This window comes from Paenisporosarcina sp. (assembly GCF_049671445.1).
Classification (GTDB): Bacteria; Bacillota; Bacilli; order Bacillales_A; family Planococcaceae; genus Paenisporosarcina.
In genome coordinates this window covers 1-15,911 of the sequence record NZ_JBATUX010000013.1, presented here as the reverse complement: position 1 = coordinate 15,911, position 15,911 = coordinate 1, and the positions used below count along the sequence as shown (strand labels likewise).

At 38.5% G+C, this 15,911-nt stretch carries 14 protein-coding genes and 1 other annotated feature; of the genes, 9 read left to right on the top strand and 5 right to left on the bottom strand.

Annotated features, from left to right (window positions below):
* The first annotated feature begins 160 nt into the window (after positions 1-160).
* Positions 161-1,729, top strand: coding sequence for an amidohydrolase (locus WBG45_RS01130; protein ID WP_424411958.1), 1,569 nt, complete (start codon positions 161-163; stop codon positions 1,727-1,729).
* Positions 1,730-2,205: 476 nt separating this feature from the next.
* Here the strand turns inward: WBG45_RS01130 and WBG45_RS01125 are convergent, their stop codons facing one another.
* The 4 genes from WBG45_RS01125 to WBG45_RS01110 all read right to left on the bottom strand — a co-directional run bounded on the left by WBG45_RS01125 (position 2,206) and on the right by WBG45_RS01110 (position 5,432).
* Positions 2,206-2,742 carry an isoprenylcysteine carboxyl methyltransferase family protein gene (locus WBG45_RS01125; RefSeq protein ID WP_424411957.1) on the bottom strand — a complete coding sequence of 179 codons (537 nt, stop codon included), beginning with the start codon at positions 2,740-2,742 and terminating at the stop codon, positions 2,206-2,208.
* A complete protein-coding gene (locus tag WBG45_RS01120; RefSeq protein WP_424411956.1) occupies positions 2,733-3,812 on the bottom strand; it encodes a type III polyketide synthase in 1,080 nt (359 codons plus the stop codon). Before WBG45_RS01120 ends, WBG45_RS01125 begins: the two co-directional genes overlap by 10 nt.
* A 106-nt stretch (positions 3,813-3,918) precedes the next feature.
* On the bottom strand, positions 3,919-4,485 hold the full coding sequence (locus WBG45_RS01115) for a class I SAM-dependent methyltransferase (protein ID WP_424411955.1): 567 nt from the start codon (positions 4,483-4,485) through the stop codon (positions 3,919-3,921).
* Positions 4,482-5,432 (bottom strand): TIGR01212 family radical SAM protein, encoded by a 951-nt coding sequence (locus tag WBG45_RS01110; RefSeq protein ID WP_424411954.1) that lies wholly within the window; start codon positions 5,430-5,432, stop codon positions 4,482-4,484. The genes WBG45_RS01115 and WBG45_RS01110 overlap by 4 nt, the downstream gene beginning before the upstream one ends.
* A gap of 213 nt (positions 5,433-5,645) precedes the next feature.
* Between WBG45_RS01110 and WBG45_RS01105 the strand changes: the two genes are divergently transcribed.
* The 8 genes from WBG45_RS01105 to WBG45_RS01070 all read left to right on the top strand — a co-directional run bounded on the left by WBG45_RS01105 (position 5,646) and on the right by WBG45_RS01070 (position 14,217).
* Entirely contained in the window at positions 5,646-6,989 is a 1,344-nt protein-coding gene (locus tag WBG45_RS01105) for a sigma-54 interaction domain-containing protein (RefSeq protein WP_424411953.1), read from the top strand.
* Between the two features lie 235 nt (positions 6,990-7,224).
* The gene (locus WBG45_RS01100) at positions 7,225-7,914 is read left to right on the top strand and encodes a CoA transferase subunit A (protein ID WP_424411952.1); all 690 of its coding nucleotides are present in this window, start codon (positions 7,225-7,227) and stop codon (positions 7,912-7,914) included.
* 21 nt (positions 7,915-7,935) lie between these two features.
* The gene (locus tag WBG45_RS01095; protein ID WP_024534164.1) at positions 7,936-8,604 is read left to right on the top strand and encodes a 3-oxoacid CoA-transferase subunit B; all 669 of its coding nucleotides are present in this window, start codon (positions 7,936-7,938) and stop codon (positions 8,602-8,604) included.
* Positions 8,605-8,638: 34 nt separating this feature from the next.
* On the top strand, positions 8,639-9,979 hold the full coding sequence (locus tag WBG45_RS01090; RefSeq protein ID WP_424411951.1) for a GntP family permease: 1,341 nt from the start codon (positions 8,639-8,641) through the stop codon (positions 9,977-9,979).
* Positions 9,980-10,106: 127 nt separating this feature from the next.
* Positions 10,107-10,874: a 3-hydroxybutyrate dehydrogenase gene (locus WBG45_RS01085; RefSeq protein ID WP_424411950.1), complete on the top strand. Its 768-nt coding sequence runs from the start codon at positions 10,107-10,109 to the stop codon at positions 10,872-10,874.
* Positions 10,875-10,918: 44 nt separating this feature from the next.
* Positions 10,919-11,138, top strand: a binding site (T-box leader).
* A 138-nt stretch (positions 11,139-11,276) separates the two neighbouring features.
* Entirely contained in the window at positions 11,277-13,691 is a 2,415-nt protein-coding gene (leuS, locus tag WBG45_RS01080; protein WP_424411949.1) for a leucine--tRNA ligase, read from the top strand.
* Complete coding sequence (locus tag WBG45_RS01075; RefSeq protein ID WP_424411948.1) at positions 13,691-13,858, top strand: hypothetical protein; 168 nt, start codon at positions 13,691-13,693, stop codon at positions 13,856-13,858. Before leuS ends, WBG45_RS01075 begins: the two co-directional genes overlap by 1 nt.
* Before the next feature lie 206 nt (positions 13,859-14,064).
* Entirely contained in the window at positions 14,065-14,217 is a 153-nt protein-coding gene (locus WBG45_RS01070; RefSeq protein ID WP_424411947.1) for a hypothetical protein, read from the top strand.
* 275 nt (positions 14,218-14,492) lie between these two features.
* Here WBG45_RS01070 and WBG45_RS01065 read toward each other — a convergent pair whose 3' ends face one another.
* A complete protein-coding gene (locus WBG45_RS01065) occupies positions 14,493-15,779 on the bottom strand; it encodes an NAD(P)/FAD-dependent oxidoreductase (protein WP_424411946.1) in 1,287 nt (428 codons plus the stop codon).
* Between the last annotated feature and the right edge of the window lie 132 nt (positions 15,780-15,911).

Genomic DNA, 15,911 nt, shown 5'->3' with positions numbered 1-15,911 from the left:
GGCGATTTAATTCCAAATCCGTTAGATCCATCCGTTCATCAAGTAGTTGCAAGAGCAGTTGAATTAGCAGCACAAACGAACGAATAATCTAAAACCGTCATCATTCCATTGTGAATGAGACGGTTTTTGTTTTATGATGAGTAGAGATGGGGGTGTCTACATGACAAAAGTTTGTTTTCATCATGCAACATTTTATACGATGAAAAATACGCAAGATACGGTGGAAGCTGTATTAGTGGAAGACGGCAAGATTATTGAAGTTGGTATGTTTGAAGATGTAAAAAAGCGAGCTAATCAATGTATAGACCTTCAAGGCTCATATGTTTATCCAGGCTTTGTCGATAGTCATATCCATTTAATTGGTCATGGAGATAAATTACGTCAAATTGATCTTTCTACATATAAATCTGCAGAAAAAATGACTGCAGACTTACAAATACTTTTAAACGAGCATCTAACTGGAGAATGGTTTGTTGCAGAGGGCTGGAATGAAAATAATTTTGCAGATCAAAAAATCCTTACTCGATATGAACTAGACAAGTTATCTTCTAGTCCACTCGCGTTAAAAAGAGTTTGTCGACATGCCATGATTGTAAATTCTGCAGCACTTCAACTAGCGGGAATTACTAAAGATACACCTGACCCAGAAGATGGTGTCATTGTTCGAGACGACATGGGCGAGCCTACGGGTTATTTATTAGATGGGGCAAAAGCTATTATTGAACAGCACATTCCTGAAGTTTCTATAAATCAGTTGGTTATTTCTTTAGAAACCGCAGTAAACGATTTAGTATCGCGCGGATTTACAGGCGTTCATACGGAAGATATGAGTTATTACGGGGAGTATACAAAGCCACTTCAAGCCTTTAAAGAGGTTATTGGAGAACATAACAAGTTTCGTGTGAATTTATTACGTCATCACACCGTGTTTGATGAAATGAAAGCGGAAGCGACTTATGTTGAACCATGGATTGATCCAGGTGCTATGAAAATATTTATCGATGGCGCTCTTGGAGGACGTACTGCCTTGCTTAGTGAACCATATGCAGACGATCCAACAACACAGGGGGTATCCATTCACTCTCAAGAAGATCTAAATGCATTAGTAGCAAAAGCACGTTCTTATGGAGAAGCAGTAGCTGTCCATGCAATCGGTGATTTAGGAATGGAAATGATCGTAACAGCTATTGAAATATATCCTGTTCCTCAAGGGAAAAGAGATCGTCTTATTCATGCAAATGTATTGAGAGAAGAATTAGTCACTAGGATCGAAAAACTTGATGTGGTACTTGATATTCAACCTAGCTTTGTCACTTCAGACTTTCCATGGGTAAAAGAACGATTGGGAAATGATCGACTGGACTGGGCATATGCATGGAAAAAACTCGCGAATCGTGGCATCTTGTTGAGTGGTGGTTCAGACTCGCCAATTGAAGAAGTAGACCCACGCATTGGTTTATATGCTGCAACTGCAAGAAGAAAACCTGGTGAAACCCACGATGGCTACCAACACGAGGAGAAATTAACTCGCTTTGAAGCAATTGCTTTATATACGATAGGCAGTGCACAAGCTATTTGTAAGGAACATGAACGAGGATATATAGAGATCGGATATGATGCGGACTTTACCGTGTTTGATCGCGATTTACTTGATGGACCAGACGAACAACTGCTTGAAGCCCAAGTAGTGAAAACGATAATAGCGGGAGATATTGTTTTTGAAAAATAATATAAAGAAACGAGTAGCGATAGGCTACTCGTTTTTCTGTTTCAAGGTAATCACTATATTTTAAATTTAACCTATATTAAATATTGCTGGTGATATTCAGCAAAACAGTTACGATTTCCTAGGGAGAGTGCCAAGACTCCTCGTCGCTTCGAAGACCTATTTTTCTGTTTATGTTTCTACGGGGTCTCGACTTCGGTCATTGTCGTTCCTCAATATTACTCTATAACAAGCTATGTTTAATATTTACGATGGTTTTGATGATTGTAGTGAAAGGCGGCGGGTAAACATCTGCTCCTGCGGTTACTCGTCGCAAAGATATCGGACGAATTACAGTTCGTCCGATATCTTTCCAGCGGGATAAGCATGTCCAGGTGAGACCCCACAGTGAGCTTGGCGAACGAGGAGGCTCACGGACTGCCCGCGGAAAGCGTCCGACTGAAACGGAAATCAATACTATCGTTTAACAGGTCCTGAATTTAAAAAATTTCTTTATAATCAGTCACTTCACGTAACGCAGCTTCTTCTTTCGGAATTCGTACACTTAAAATGGCGACATTCAATAAAGTGAAAACGATTGCTGTAAAATAAGCCTCAAACATTAGTGGAATGACAATAAGTTCACTCGTTACCACAACGTAATTAGGGTGTCGTATAAAATGAAACGGTCCTTTTTTCACGACATGGGCACCTGGCAAAACAAGTATTTTCGTATTCCAAAATCGACCGAGGGAAGCGATGACCCAGACCCTCATCATTTGTAAAATGATAAACACCACAAACAAATGTATCCAAAAGCGAGACACTTCTTGCTTGAAAACAATAAATTCTATTATCAAACTGATAAAGAAACCAATATGAATGGCCACCATATAAGGGTAGTGGTTGGCGCCGACTTCATATCCTCCTTGGGAACGTATCCAATTTTCGTTATTGCGAGCAACCAATAATTCTATAATTCGCTGAGTAATAATAAATCCAACTACACAAATGAAAAGTACCATAACTATTGCCATTCGAGCAAAATAAGCTCACCACTAAATCCAGGTCCGAGGGCTGTTAACAGTCCTTTATCTCCAATTTTGCAATCTAGTTTCATGAAATCTTCTAATACATACAAAACCGTTGGGGAAGACATATTGCCATGTTTTCGTAAAACACCTCTAGATATTTCTGTTTTAGAAGAATCAAAACCAAGTGATTTTTCGTAAGCAGTCAATACTTTTTTTCCACCAGGATGGGCGATGAAATGATTGAGTTCACTAGAAGTGAGTTCATTTTCTGATAAAAATTCTGTAACGAAAGGTTCCAACCATTTCTCGATAATTGATGGAATACTTTTAGAAAAGACGACATGCAGTCCATCGTTTTTCATATCCCAACCCATTACATTTTCTGAGTTAGGCATGATTTTTGAAGAAGTGGAAACAAATGTGGGACTTGGTTTCTTAGACAAGATATCCACCTCATCTCCACAAACTAAAGCGCATGCAACTCCGTCGGCAAATAATGACGCACCAATTAGATTGCTTTTGGAATAGTCATTTGGTTGAAAAGTTAAACTGCATAATTCTACACACAACACGAGCACTTTAGCTTTCGGATATGCTAAACAATAATCAAAAGCTCTACTCAATCCAGATGCTCCTCCAGCACAACCTAATCCCCAAATTGGAATTCGTTTGACATAATCAGAAAAAGGAAGTTGATTTAAAATCCTGGCATCTATACTGGGCGTTGAAAAGCCAGTACTCGAAATGAAAATTATGCCGTCAATTTCGGAAGGATGGACTGACTCATTTAAAAATTCTTGATTTTGTAAGCAAGCATTGATTGCTAAAGCACCGTAAGAAGTAGCCAGCTCAATATATAATCGATTACGTTCTTCTAAATCATGGGGATGTTCAAACCATTCCATCGGAACACAAAATTGACGAGATTCGATATCTCCGTTTTGAAAAACTTTCAACATCCGTTCTAAATCTTGGTAGTGATCTGTAAATAAGTTCTTTAATAAAGTCGAGGCTTGATCTTGAGAGTACGAATATGGTGGTAAAAAAGAACTGATGGATTGGATTTTAGGCATAGTGTTACTCCTTATCAAAAATTGATAGACCTAGTTTTTCCAATTCACATTAAATTATGCAATAAAACCCAAGGGAAGCTAAATAATTAGCTTTCCTTGGGTTAAATTATCTTTTGTATTTCATTTTTTCAATCACTAACACAAATGGTGGATGATTCTGCTGATTAACAAATTCGTATTTTAAAACGTGTACAAAGGATTGAGGGAGGCTGCTAACATAATTGAGCAAGACATCTCGCTCCGTCGCACCTCCCTCATGACCGTGGTATACAACCAAAATAATGAGGCCTCCAACTGTTAATAAATCGAGACAACTTTCAATCGCTTTAATAGTCGTTTGAGGTTGAGTAATAATCGAATGATCGGCACCGGGTAAATAACCCAGATTAAAAACTGCAGCTGAAATTTCCTTCGATACATAATTTGCAATCAATTCATGACCTGAATGAATGACCGAGACGCTCTCTTGCCACTCCGATACTCGTAAGAGAGTGGCTTCAACAGCTGTTTGTTGAACATCAAAAGCGTAAACATGTCCATTTGAACCAACAAGCTCAGCGAGGAAGAGCGTATCATGACCGTTCCCTGCAGTGCCGTCAATGACGATATCACCTGGAGAAACGGAGCTCTTTAATAGCGTTTTCACATAGGGTAGTACGCGTTCAAGTTTCATGTACTTATCACCGAACCTTCGAAATACTTGCCTTGCCAACTTTCACGACGTTCAAGTTCAGCATCAATACCATTCAATACATCCCACTTGTTGACACTCCACATTGGACCAATCATTAAATTGATCGGCCCATCACCAGTAATACGATGAATGACCATTTTAGGAGGTAATAATTCGAGCTGATCAACAACTAACCCAATGTAGTCATCTTTATTCATGAACTCAACCAAGCCTTTTTCATATTGTTTAATCATGGGTGTTCCTTTTAATAAATGAAGTAGATGAATTTTAATGCCTTGGACATCTAACTTGGCAACTTCACGTACAGTTTCTAACATCATTTTATTATCTTCAAGAGGTAACCCATTAATGATGTGAGTGCAAACTCGAATGCCGTGTTTACGGAGCTTTTGAACGCCTTCCAAGTAACAAGAAAAATCATGCGCGCGATTAATTAAATTCGCTGTACGTTCATGAACTGTTTGAAGACCAAGTTCAACCCATAAATAGGTTCGCTGATTTAATTCGGCTAAGTACTCTACCACATCATCTGGGAGACAGTCAGGTCTTGTTGCTATGGACAGTCCCATCACCCCATCGACAGCAAGTGCTGCTTCGAATTTTTCTTTTAAAACAGGAAGGGGAGCATGCGTATTCGTATACGCTTGAAAATAAGCCATATATTTGGCGTCTTTCCATTTTTGATGCATTTTATTTTTTCTTTCTTCAAACTGATCTGCAATCGAATCTACTCGATCACCGGCAAAGTCCCCTGAACCTGCAGCACTGCAAAATGTGCAACCACCAAATGCTACAGTCCCATCACGATTAGGACAATCGAAGCCAGCGTCTAATGCCACTTTAAAGATTTTCATTCCAAATTCATCGCGCAAATGGCGATTCCAAGTATAATAACGTTTTCCATCAGTAGGAAAAGGATAATTCATTTTGAGACCACTCCTCTAATGGGTAATTTTATCACGATTTTCAAAGAAAACCTATGACACGGGAAAAGCTGATCATGTAAAATTTAAGACAAAATTAGTAAAGGATATACTCTCTATTAAAAAGAAAAGTTAATGATAGCTTCTGGTTTTTTGCATAATCAAAGATAGTTTGGGAAAATAGAAAAGAACGTATCGGAAGTTGGGGTGAGCAAATTGAAGTCAGTATTTCAACATTTACCAGAAACCGTCCTTGCACAAATACTTGAAAATGCTTTTCAGTGGTTTGTGGTGGTCGATAAAGATTGCCGTATTCTTTATATCAATGAAGATTACTGTCGGTTTTTAGAAGTGCATAGAGATCAAGCTATTGGACAACCAGTAGAAGAAGTGATCGAAAATACGAAAATGCACGAAGTCGTTAAAACTGGAAAAGCGCATGTAGCATCTCCACATTATATTAAAGGAACATATATGCTTGCGAATCGCGTACCATTAATTGTAGAGGGAGAAATTGTTGGTGCATTCGGAAGTGTAGTTTTTCGTGATATGACGGATTGGAAAAAGCTAAGTTCTCATGTAAGGACGACGATGGAAAAAATTCAATTGACTTCAACTGATTCTAATCAGAATTTTTACAGATTAGAAGATATTAAAGGGAGCTCACAAGCCATTCGTTCAATAAAAGAAACGATTCAAATGATTGCACCAAGTGATTTGTCTGTTTTAATTGAAGGCGAAAGTGGAACAGGAAAAGAACTCTTTGCACAAAGTATCCATGAACAATCAGATCGCGCAGATTTGCCTTTTGTGAAAATTAATTGTGCAGCTATTCCAGCAGAATTGTTGGAGGCCGAGATTTTTGGCTCGTACCTTGAATCCAAAAACCAATACAGAAAAGGTCGTTTTGAATTAGCCGATAAAGGGACGTTATTTATTGATGAAATTGGGGCTATGCCAGTTACCATTCAAGCGAAACTGCTACGTGCAATTCAAGAAGGAGAAATAGAACCAATTGGCTCGCAAAACCCGAAACAACTAAGTGTACGAATAATTGCAGCCACCAATAGACCGATTGAACATTTAATGGAACAAGGCAAATTCCGTGAAGATTTGTACTATCGTATCCAAGCCATTACGCTTCGTATCCCCCCGTTGCGAGAGCGAATGGAAGACTTTACAGAATTAGCGAATACATTTTTACAGCAATACATATTAAAAGCGGGTAAACGTAGACTCGTCCTTGCTAGCGATACAAGAGAGTACCTCCAAAACTATCACTGGCCAGGGAATGTTAGAGAATTGCAAAATGTTATGCAAGCTGCCGTCTATTTAGCTGAAGAAGAAATAATAGAACCTGCAGCTTTACCTGATCAAATTAAACAAGTACGCAGAAAAACAACTAAACATTTTGTTAATTTGCAAGCTGCTATTGAAGACTTGGAACGCTCGATGATACAAGATTTATTAAAAGAAGGAACGGATAAAAAGGTCATTGCACAACAATTAGGTCTAAGCCGTTCGACACTTTATGAAAAAATTAAAAAACACAACTTATGACCTATTTCCGAAAAACTGGACTTTATTCCGAAGAATCGGACATTGTTTTTGGTAAGTGCTATAAGGTTTTTTCCTAACTGATGATTGAATCCGAAATTTCGGACGTAATCCTTGATTTCTTAGACAAAAAGTTGTCACAACTACTATTGCGTGAAAATAGTAGTTCTGTTTTAATAACTATTGAAAGCGCTTTTATACAAAAATTCAAACGATTTCTTGTAAGGAGGAAAACCCAATGAAGCCAATTTATTCTTCTGCAGAAGAGGCTGTACAACAAATTCAAAATGGAGCGACAATTATGGTCGGAGGCTTTGGATTGGTTGGTATTCCCGAAAAATTAATTCTTGCACTTGTGGATAAAGGAGTGACGGATTTAACGGTCATTTCTAATAACTGTGGGATTGATGATTGGGGTTTAGGACTTTTACTTAAAAATAAACAAATAAAAAAGATGATTGGTTCATATGTTGGTGAAAACAAAGAATTCGAACGCCAAGTTTTATCAGGCGAAATCGAAGTGGAGTTGACGCCACAAGGGACATTAGCAGAAAAAATTCGTGCAGGTGGAGCAGGTATTCCAGCATTCTTTACACCAGCAGGCGTTGGAACAACTGTTGCTGAAGGAAAAGAAATACGAGATTTTGATGGGAAAGAATACGTGTTAGAAGAAGCATTACGTGCTGACTTTGCCCTTGTTCGTGCAGCGAAAGCTGATAAGTTTGGCAATCTTGTCTATAACAAAACAGCGCAAAACTTTAATCCGATGATGGCAGCTGCAGGTAAATTTACCATTGCAGAAGTAGAAGAAATTGTGGAAACGGGAGACTTGGATCCAAACGTGGTTCAAACACCGAGTATTTATGTACAAGGCCTACTGCAAGCATCTCAAGAAAAACGGATTGAACGTTTAACGACTCGTTCATAGTACAGGAGGAGACAAACAATTATGGGAACAGTAAACGTTAGAGAACGAATTGCTATTCGAGCAGAACAAGAAATTGAAGATGGTAACTACGTAAACTTAGGAATTGGGATGCCAACATTAGTAGCAAACTATATATCTCCTAACAAAACCGTAGTATTACAATCGGAAAATGGGTTACTTGGTATCGGACCCTATCCTACAGCAGATGCTGTCGATCCAGATTTAATCAATGCAGGTAAAGAAACAGTAACAACAATCCCTGGTTCCGCCTTTTTCACTAGTGCTGAGTCTTTCGCGATGATTCGCGGTGGACATGTTGATGTGGCTATTTTAGGTGGCATGGAAGTTTCAGAGACTGGTGATCTTGCAAACTGGATGATTCCTGGAAAAATGATTAAAGGTATGGGTGGTGCTATGGATTTAGTCCACGGCGCTAAGAAAATCATCGTTATTATGGATCATGTGGCGAAGGATGGTTCAGCAAAAATTAAAAAACAATGTGATTTGCCACTAACAGGTAAAGGCGTTGTAAACAAAATTATTACAGAGCGTGCATTAATAGAAGTTACACCAACTGGATTAGTTTTAAAAGAAGTGTTTGAAGGTTTCTCTGTTCAAGACGTCATTGATTCAACCGATGCTTCTTTAAATATCGACAACGTAAAAGAAAACGTCCAGTTTAATAACTAAAACGTCTAAATAAAATTTCGGGGGAAATTTATTCATGGATACTAGTATTGTATTAAGTATGATCGGTCTTATTGGTGGACTGGCTTTACTAATCGCTTTAACACTGAAGGGTGTTAACATTTTAATCGGAGGTCCTATTTCTGCATTATTTGTTGCAGTTATGAGTGGTCTGCCATTATTTCCACAGTTAGTTGAAGAAGGAGCAGCAAACTTTGTTACAAGTTATATGACAGGTTTTACATCATTCATTTTAGCTTGGTACTTGATGTTCTTACTTGGAGCTGTTTTTGGGAAAGTAATGGAAGACAGCGGTGCTGCTGATTCAGTTGCCAAATGGTTTGTTGCTAAATTAGGTATGAAGTTTGCTGTACTTGCACTTGTACTTGCTTGTGCTGTTCTTACATACGGTGGTGTAAGTTTGTTCGTCGTAGCATTCTCTGTATATCCAATGGCTATTTCTTTATTTAAACAAGCAGATTTACCACGTCGTTTTATTCCAGCGACATTAGCACTTGGTTCAGTAACATTCACGATGACTTCTGCAGGTTCTCCAGAAATTCAAAACTGGATTCCAATTCCATTCTTAGGGACAAATCAGTTTGCTGGTTGGGAAGTAAGTTTAATTGTAGCTGCTTTCATGGCAGTTTTCGGTTACTGGTGGTTGAAGAAAATTATTAACAAAGCAGTTAACAAAGGTGAGCGTTTCGAAAGTCGCGAAACAGATCCAACATTTGATGTTAACCGTCCGTTGCCAAATCCTTTCTTAGCCATGATTCCTTTATTAGTTGTTCTTATTATTTCATTCATCTTCCATGATTCATTAAAGCAATCTGCATTAATTGTGGCATTACTTGGTGGAATAATTGCAACGTTTATCGTTAGTTGGAAATACTTTAAAGCTCCTTGGGAAGCAGTTTCTGCAGGTACGATCGGTGCGATTATCGCGATTGGTAACACGGCTGCAGTAGTAGGTTTCGGTGGAGTTGCAAAATCTGTACCTGCGTTTCAGGTAGCAGTTGATGCAATGACAAACATTCCAGGTTCTCCATTAATCGGAGCGGCTGTAGCAGTATCTGTAATCGCAGGTATGACTGGTTCAGCTTCTGGAGGGCAAGCAATTGCTTTACCATTATTAGCGCCAGGTTATATGGATGCCGGTGTTAACCCTGAAGCTTTACACCGTGTTGTGGCTATTTCGTCTGGAGCTCTTGATTCACTTCCACACAATGGCTATGTTGTAACAACGATCCACTCCATCTGTGGAGAAAAATATAGCGCAGCTTACTGGGCTGTAGCTGCTACAACAGTTGTAACGCCAGTCATTGGTGTAATCATCGCAATAGTATTATTCTCATTTGGTTTTGGACTTAATTAAAATGATTCAGCCGCCTAGTGCGGCTGATTTTTTTCTTAACTTACATGGAGAAACAATAATAATATAAGAAATTATCAGCTTCCCCCAAAGTGGGCGCAAACGGTATTTTTCGATGGAGGGACATATAATGGTAAAAGATAAAGTTCTATTTATTACAGGTGCAGCTCAAGGAATTGGTTTTGAAATCGCTCGCGAATTTGCACAAGCAGGAGCAAAAGTAGTATTAACCGATTTAAATGAAGAAAAGGTAAAAGAAGCAGCTGCTTCACTTGGCTCAAATGCAATTGGCTTAAAATGTGATGTAACAGTTGAAACCGATATTGAACAATCAATTGAAGAGACAATCAACCATTTTGGTAAACTAGATATTTTAATCAATAATGCCGGTATGCAGCATGTAGCAATGTTGGAAGATTTCCCAACGGCACGTTTTGAACTATTAGTAAAAATCATGTTAACAGCTCCATTTATCGCCACGAAAAATGTATTGCCACATATGCGCAAACAAGGTTTTGGCCGTATTATCAACATGGCTTCTATCAATGGATTAGTAGGATTTGCAGGCAAAGCAGCATATAACTCTGCTAAACATGGAGTAATCGGTTTAACTAAAGTTGCAGCACTTGAGACAGCAGCGGATGGAATAACTGTAAATGCAATTTGCCCAGGTTATGTGGATACGCCACTTGTGCGTAACCAGCTACAAGATTTAGCAACAACGCGTAAAGTACCATTAGAATCTGTGCTAGAAGAAGTAATTTATCCGCTAGTTCCTCAAAAACGTTTACTTGATGTAAAAGAGATTGCAGATTTAGCAATGTTCTTATCAAGTGAATCTGCAAAAGGGATGACTGGTCAAGCGGTTGTACTTGATGGTGGATATACCGTTCAATAAATCTTGTGCTTTTTGAATACTTCGATTACAATGAAAAATAATAGTGTAAGACTGTGAAAAGGATTAGTACATAATCTTGTGTTTGTAGAGAGCCGACGGATGGTGCAAGTCGGTAACACAACTTATCGAACTCGCCTTGGAGTCTGCAATGGTGAAGTAGTAGTAACCGGTGCCGTTTTTCCGCGTTAAGGAAACAAGTTGAGCAATTTATATTGCTAATTTGGGTGGTACCGCGGGAGCAAATAGTAAACTCTCGTCCCTTAGTCTTTTGACTAATGGACGAGAGTTTTTTTTATTGCTCTGATCAGGAAAAATAACAATCGATGGACAGTATAAGGAAAGCATTAGCTTACAACATGTGGAAGCTAGCAATAGTTTTTCTTATCAAGAGGAGGAAAAAACATGAATTTCAATCATCAACAAATCGAAAAGAAATGGCAAGCACACTGGGAACTAAACAAAACATTTAAAACAGGAGAAGACTCAACTAAACCAAAGTTCTACGCACTTGATATGTTTCCATTCCCATCGGGGGCAGGGTTACATGTAGGTCATCCTGAAGGTTACACAGCTACTGATATTTTAAGCCGTTTTAAGCGGATGCAAGGATACAATGTTTTACATCCAATGGGGTGGGACGCATTCGGATTACCAGCAGAACAATATGCACTAGACACAGGAAACGATCCAGCAGAATTTACTGCTAAAAATATTGCAACCTTTAAACGTCAAATTCAAGAACTTGGTTTTTCCTATGATTGGGAACGCGAAATCAATACAACCGATCCATCTTATTACAAATGGACACAATGGATTTTCTTACAACTTCATAAAAAAGGGTTAGCATATGTGGATGAAGTGGCTGTTAACTGGTGCCCTGCGCTTGGAACAGTTCTTGCAAACGAAGAAGTCATAGATGGTAAATCTGAACGTGGCGGACATCCTGTTGAACGACGTCCAATGAAGCAATGGATGCTTAAAATTACAGCATATGCGGATCGTTTAATTGAAGATTTGGATGACTTGGATTGGCCAGAAAGCATTAAAGACATGCAACGTAACTGGGTTGGTCGTTCAGAAGGAGCACAACTTACTTTCAAAGTGGAAGGCACTGAACATTCGTTTAAAGCCTTCACAACACGTCCTGACACGATCTTTGGCGCAACGTATGCAGTATTAGCTCCAGAACATCCTTTAGTAAATGAACTGACATCTGAAGATAAACGTCAAGAAGTCGCAAGCTATATCGAGTCAGTGAAGTTGAAAAGTGATTTGGAACGTACAGATCTTGCGAAATCTAAAACGGGAGTATTTACAGGTGCATATGCAATAAATCCAGTAAGTGGCGAAAAAATGCCAATTTGGATTGCTGATTATGTTTTGGCTACTTATGGCACTGGAGCAATTATGGCAGTTCCTGCTCATGATGATCGTGACTATGAATTTGCGAAACAATTCGACCTTCCAATTGTCGAAGTAGTTGAAGGCGGAAATATTGAAAAAGAAGCTTACGCAGGTGAAGGCAAGCATATTAACTCAGATTTTTTAAATGGACTAGATAAAATTCAAGCGATAGAAAAAGCGATTAAGTGGTTTGAAGAAAACGGAACAGGAGAAAAGAAAGTAACATATCGTCTTCGTGATTGGCTATTTAGCCGTCAACGTTACTGGGGAGAACCAATTCCGGTTATTCACTGGGAAGATGGAACGATTACGGCAATTGATGAGTCTGAATTGCCATTAATTTTGCCGACAGCTACAGATATTAAACCAAGCGGAACAGGAGAATCACCACTAGCGAAAATTGAAGAATGGGTTAGTGTTGTAGATCCGAAAACTGGCATGAAAGGTCGTCGTGAAACGAATACAATGCCAAACTGGGCAGGTAGTTGTTGGTATTATCTTCGATACATCGATCCAAATAACGATCAAGCAATTGCTGATCCGGAATTAATCAAACGTTGGTTACCAGTTGATATTTATATTGGTGGAGCAGAGCACGCAGTTCTACATTTGTTGTATGCGCGTTTCTGGCACAAAGTATTGTATGACATTGGGGTTGTTCCAACAAAAGAACCATTCCAAAAATTATTTAACCAAGGCATGATCTTGGGAGAAAATAATGAAAAAATGTCTAAGTCTAAAGGGAATGTTGTAAATCCTGATGACATCGTAGAAAGCCACGGAGCCGATACACTTCGTTTATACGAAATGTTCATGGGACCACTGGATGCATCAATCGCATGGTCAGAAAATGGTCTAGATGGAGCTCGCCGATTCTTGGATCGTATTTGGCGCTTGTTTATGAATGAAGACGGTACAGTTAGCAGTAAAATTGTTCCTTCAAACGATGGCAAGCTTGAAAAAGTGTATCATCAAACTGTGAAAAAAGTGACAGAAGACTATGAAGGCATTCGTTTCAACACAGCGATTTCACAAATGATGGTCTTCATCAATGAAGCATATAAAGCACCACAAGTTCCGGTTGAATATGCAAAAGGATTTGTTCAACTCCTTGCCCCAATCGCACCACATTTGGCTGAAGAGTTGTGGGAAAAACTTGGCGGAACAGAAACCATTTCTTATGTGGAATGGCCAACTTTTGATGAATCTAAATTAGTAGAAAATGAAATTGAAATGGCTATCCAGTTCAATGGAAAAGTTCGGACTAAAATGGTAGTGAGTAAAGATTTCACTAAAGATGAGTTAGAAAAAGCTGTACTTGCAGATTCGCGTGTTATTGAACTTCTTGAAGGTAAAGACATTAAAAAAGTAATTGCCATTCCAGGTAAATTAGTAAATATCGTGGTCGGCTAATGGAACCGATATATATAGTCGTTCTACTAATTTTAGTCGCATTTTCTTGGAAGTTATTTACGATTTTACGTCACCCACAAATATCAAGACCTAATAAGCGAATGGCGGTTAGTGTATTTATTATTTCAGTCATCTCATTCGCGATTGCCTTATATTTTGCAGGATAACATTTTCCATCATTAATTTGGGTAGCGATTCAATTTAGGGCAGTTTTAGCGACCAAGCAAGTTTCTGGTGTTGTCACATACACTAGAGAACCAAATAAGCGAGAGGAGGCCTATGCCTTCTCTCGCTTATTTATATTAAGGCAATTCCAGTTTCATACTGCGATTTTGAATTGGAACAGGGGAAATAAAAGACTGAATAAAAATATATGACGATGTACAAGCTGTCTTCAAATGAATTACAAGATATATTTGGAGAGGATAATGAGTCTTTCATGATGGATTTAGTTGCAGTTGTCGTATGGGGTGCTATTGTATTAGCCATGTTGTTACATAGATTTTTAAAAGAAGATGAAAATTAAATGATTAATTTAGGATAAACAATTTCTTAATTGTAATCTCTAATCGAATCGAGGCAAATAATTTATCAACATCTCAAAGAAATATTAAAGGTAAGTGGAATGTCTGAAGACAGGTATTCTATTTTGGGCAATAGTTAATCTGTTTGGGCTCTTTTATGGACCAAAAGTAACCATTATTAAGTGGAAAGGAGCGAAGTGACAAAAAGTCACTTCGCTCCTTTCCTTTCTAGATTATAAAGTAACAAAGCAAACCAGACGCACTGACAAATGTTTAATCAATACTCCACTGGTTCATAAGGGATGGTTTTAGCATGTAGTGCAGCGCTCATACCGGCAATTTTACCCGTAACAAGTGCAGAAGTTATATTATAACCACCTGTATAACCATGGATATCTAAGATTTCTCCGCAGAAATACAAGCCTGCTTTTTTCTTAGAAGCCATTGTTTTTGGCTCTATTTCTTTTACAGAAACACCGCCACCAGTTACAAAGGCTTTTTCAATTGGTTGCGTTCCATTAACTGTCATCGTAAAGGATACTAATAATCCAGCTAATACACGTACTTTTTCATTGGATAAATTAGCACCAATTTCATTTGGCTCGATACCCGCTCGAGTAAGTAAGAATAATAACCAACGTTCGGGTGCAATTCCTTTCCAAACGTTTTTCACTGATTTTTTAGGATCTTCTTTCATGATCTTAACTAACATTTGGAAAGCCGATTCTGCATTGTCATTTGGTAAGGAGTTAATCACCATATCTACTGGCTTAGAGCCGTTTTTCATGCGTTCTTTCACGACGTATTGGCTACACCGTAAAATCGCAGGTCCGCTTAAGCCAAAATGAGTGAATAACATGTCCATTTGATGAGTGACGAGGATTTTTCCTTTTTTGTTTAAAACAGAGACAGCTACATCACGTAGAGCCAAACCTTGAAGTTCTGTTGATCGAATGAATTGTTCATCTGATAATAAAGGGACTTCAGTTGGATACAAAGTCGTGACCGTATGTCCAGCTCGCTCAGCCCAAGGGTAACCGTCACCAGTTGAACCAGTTTGAGGAACAGCCTTCCCACCAACAGCGAGAACAACTGATTTACTCAATAATTCTTCACCATTTTTCAACTTTACACCTAGAATTTTTTCATCATTCATCAGAACCTTAGCCACTGGTCGTTCAAAGAGAACATCTACATGTAGCTTTTCCAATTGACGAATCAACGTATCCACAACGTCTTGAGCACGATTTGAGACAGGGAACATGCGTCCATGATCTTCTTCTTTTAATTCAACTCCAAGACCTTCAAAGAAGGTAATAATATCTTCATTGTTAAAAACAGAGAAGGGACTATATAAAAATCGACCGTTTCCCGGGATATGTTTAACGATTTCTTCTTGTGTCAGTCGATTTGTAACATTACAGCGACCGCCACCTGAAATGGCTAATTTTTTCCCGAGTTTTTTTCCTTTTTCTAAAAGTAGTACTTTCTTTCCAATTTCTCCAGCAGCGATAGCAGCCATCAATCCAGAGGGACCGCCTCCGACAATAATCACGTCATACATTTATATACACACTTTCTCTTTTTTCTTTTATTATAAACTATTTGTGGTTTTCATGTCCGAAGGGTAAAATATCCTGTAGGTTAAAAATTTAGAGGTCAGGAAGTTAAACATGTCAAATACATTATTTAAAGG

Excerpts from the sequence above, each read along its gene's own strand:
- WBG45_RS01110 (WP_424411954.1), bottom strand. The coding sequence starts at position 5,432 with ATGAATTATCCTTTTCCTACTGATGGAAAACGTTATTATACTTGGAAT.
- WBG45_RS01070 (WP_424411947.1), top strand. The coding sequence starts at position 14,065 with ATGACGATGTACAAGCTGTCTTCAAATGAATTACAAGATATATTTGGA.
- WBG45_RS01090 (WP_424411951.1), top strand. The coding sequence starts at position 8,639 with ATGGATACTAGTATTGTATTAAGTATGATCGGTCTTATTGGTGGACTG.
- leuS (WP_424411949.1), top strand. The coding sequence starts at position 11,277 with ATGAATTTCAATCATCAACAAATCGAAAAGAAATGGCAAGCACACTGG.
- WBG45_RS01100 (WP_424411952.1), top strand. The coding sequence starts at position 7,225 with ATGAAGCCAATTTATTCTTCTGCAGAAGAGGCTGTACAACAAATTCAA.
- WBG45_RS01075 (WP_424411948.1), top strand. The coding sequence starts at position 13,691 with ATGGAACCGATATATATAGTCGTTCTACTAATTTTAGTCGCATTTTCT.
- WBG45_RS01130 (WP_424411958.1), top strand. The coding sequence starts at position 161 with ATGACAAAAGTTTGTTTTCATCATGCAACATTTTATACGATGAAAAAT.
- WBG45_RS01095 (WP_024534164.1), top strand. The coding sequence starts at position 7,936 with ATGGGAACAGTAAACGTTAGAGAACGAATTGCTATTCGAGCAGAACAA.
- WBG45_RS01125 (WP_424411957.1), bottom strand. The coding sequence starts at position 2,742 with ATGGCAATAGTTATGGTACTTTTCATTTGTGTAGTTGGATTTATTATT.
- WBG45_RS01120 (WP_424411956.1), bottom strand. The coding sequence starts at position 3,812 with ATGCCTAAAATCCAATCCATCAGTTCTTTTTTACCACCATATTCGTAC.
- WBG45_RS01065 (WP_424411946.1), bottom strand. The coding sequence starts at position 15,779 with ATGTATGACGTGATTATTGTCGGAGGCGGTCCCTCTGGATTGATGGCT.
- WBG45_RS01115 (WP_424411955.1), bottom strand. The coding sequence starts at position 4,485 with ATGAAACTTGAACGCGTACTACCCTATGTGAAAACGCTATTAAAGAGC.
- WBG45_RS01085 (WP_424411950.1), top strand. The coding sequence starts at position 10,107 with ATGGTAAAAGATAAAGTTCTATTTATTACAGGTGCAGCTCAAGGAATT.